This window comes from Mesorhizobium sp. M7D.F.Ca.US.004.03.1.1 (assembly GCF_003998635.1).
Taxonomy (GTDB): domain Bacteria; phylum Pseudomonadota; class Alphaproteobacteria; order Rhizobiales; family Rhizobiaceae; genus Mesorhizobium; species Mesorhizobium loti.
Map to the genome: position 1 here is coordinate 1 of NZ_RZQG01000867.1, position 2,460 is coordinate 2,460.

At 62.8% G+C, this 2,460-nt stretch carries 2 protein-coding genes and 1 pseudogene; all 3 read left to right on the plus strand.

Annotated elements, in window-relative coordinates; all coding sequences use genetic code 11:
- Nucleotides 1–1,311, plus strand: a pseudogene (locus EN935_RS31085) (caspase family protein); the annotation flags it as partial.
- A gap of 155 nt (nucleotides 1,312–1,466) precedes the next feature.
- A complete protein-coding gene (locus EN935_RS31090) occupies nucleotides 1,467–1,817 on the plus strand; it encodes a hypothetical protein (protein WP_245468916.1) in 351 nt (116 codons plus the stop codon).
- Nucleotides 1,814–2,460: hypothetical protein (locus tag EN935_RS31095; RefSeq protein WP_127373972.1), on the plus strand; the 647-nt coding region annotated here is incomplete at its 3' end. The genes EN935_RS31090 and EN935_RS31095, both read left to right, overlap by 4 nt.

Here is a 2,460-nt window from a genome sequence, read left to right on the forward strand (position 1 = left end):
ATTCTGTCGAAACTGGCCGAGAATCCCAACGTCACTTATCGCCAGCTCGGCCAGGCCGTGCTCCAGCAATATTCGGCCGACAGCCGCACCCGGCCGACGCCGCTGTTCGAAGGCGAACTCGACGCGCGGGTGTTCGGCACCGACAAGACCGACGCGGTCATGCAGTGGCCTGTCGTCATCAAAGATGGCGAGGCGACGATCGGCGCCGGGCTGCTGCACCGCCTCACCCCCGGCAGCAAGCTCGCCATACTGCCTTCGGCGCTGTCGCCGCTTTCCGACGCGGTCGGTTATCTCGAAGTGCAGTCAGCCAAGAACCTGGAAAGCCGCGTCAAGCCGGTCGAGTTCGACAAGAAGCCGGCGCTCAAAGTCGCCGACATTCCCGCCAATGCCTATGCGCGGGTGGCGGAGATCGCCGTCGACTACAAGCTCGTCGTGGCGCGTCCGGCTGCCATCAAGGGACTTGAGAAGGAAACCGCGCTGGTCAATTCGGTTCTCGACGAACTGGCCACGGCCAAGGAGACGGGTTTCAACATCGAGCTGGTCGAGCCCGGCAAAAGTGCCGAGCTTCGCTTTGCGGTGATGCGCGAGAATGCTGTTCCCGGCGCCGCCAAGGATGCGACCGACAAGCCGGCGCTGTGGTTCCTGCCGGCGTCGGGCGACGTGACCCTGAAGGACGGCAGCAAGCCGCCGCTGATCATCATCCACATGGATGACCGTCAGAAGCTGGCCGAGGCAACAACCAGGAACCTGCGCACTATCTTCCGCGCCACCGGGCTTTCGCGGCTGGCGGCGGCCTCCGACTACAAGCCCGAGGACGTCGACGTCCAGTTCCAGGTCAAACGTCGCGACAAGGATGGCCTCGAACCGCTGCAGGCTTCGGTGGTGCCGCGCGTCTGGCCGGGCGACGAAGTGCATGTGCTGGCCAAGAACAGCTCGGACCTTCTGGTCGACATCAACGTGCTCTATGTCGGCAGCGACTATTCGATCACTCATATCGTTGCCGAACGCCTCGCCCCGCAGGCCACGCTCGAGGAGGGGCTGCTGGCCTTCACCGACACCAGCTTCGGCATGGAACGGATGATCGCGGTTTTGACCGAGGCGCCGCCGGAGAGCGAGAAGGAGGATCTGGGCTTCCTGGCGCAGGACGGCGTCGCCTCGGCGACACGCGGAACAGGCTCCTCCGGCTTCTCCGACATGCTGACCGATCTCGGTATGGCGCCGGCAACCCGCTCGGTGATGCGACTTGCCGACAAGAGTGGGCCGAAAGGCGCGGTGATGATCTTCCCGATGGAAACGGTACCACGCGCCTGAGCGGATGCCGGCGCCAAAGCCTTACGGCCATGTTGCGCCGGCTCTTGCGCGATCGGTGCGATATGAGAACATTCCCGGCCGCAGCCTTGGCGCATGACGGTCGGATGAAACGGATAGGATCGATTGTGAAGAATTCTGTGTTTTCCTGGCGTGGAATGGTGACCGGCCTTGCCGGCAGCCTGTTGCTGATCGCCAACGCTTCGGCTGACGAGGCCTGCGGCCTGTGCGTCAAGCAGATCGTCACCAACTCGGAACTGGCGACGTGTTTTCTCGATCAGTACGACCAGATCGCCAATAGCAGCAGTGGCGCCGTTGTCGTCGATCTCAGCAACTGCGCCTCGCGCGGCGTCGTCGAAGCCTTGCCGTCACCGAACAAGGGGGCGGCGGAGCCCGACGTACAGTTCATGATTTCGCGCCTGCAGTTGCAATGCCTGAAAAAGAAGCTGGAGGCGCCAGGCATCGTGCTGGATCCCTCCGCCACCATTGAACTGGACACCTGCGGATGAAGAAACCGACGGGCAACACCAGGCAAACAGCAGCCGCCGCACCCGCAAAGGCGCCGGCCGGCAAACCGGCGCTGCCGGAAACCACCGAAGGTTTTCCGTGGCCGAGCAGCCACGAGATCAAGAAGGAGAGCAATCCCTTCACCGACCGCGACTGGCGCATGCTGATCTATGCCTGGTCGGGCCTGGCAGTTCGTCTCGCCATCATCTTCACCTTGATGTTCTCGATCTATCAGTTCCTGGCCAACCAGGAGCAGAAGCGCGTCGAGCAGACCATGTCACTGGTCGAACTCTGGGAAAACAAGGACTACCAGCAGGCGCAGCGTGCCCTGAAGGATCGTCTGACGGCCCTCAACGCCAAATATGACAATCTGCTCAGCGCCAACCCCTCGCCGACCGAGGAGCAGGTGTTCCGGCAACGGATCGGCATCGAGGCGATGACCGCCTCCGGGGGCGACATGCCGCTCGCCGATTTCGGCGAGAATTTCGACCGCATCGTCTATTTTCTCAACCGCCTGTCCTTCTGCGTCGACGGCGACCTGTGTTCGCGCAAGGTGACCGACGCCTATTTCCGCGACTATGCCGTCTCCTTCTGGAGCTATTTTGCCGGCTACATCGACAAGCAGCGCAAGGCGGGTTCCCCCAC

Bases quoted from the DNA above. Each gene is read 5' to 3' on its own strand.
- EN935_RS31090 (WP_245468916.1), top strand. From the start codon at position 1,467: ATGGTGACCGGCCTTGCCGGCAGCCTGTTGCTGATCGCCAACGCTTCG.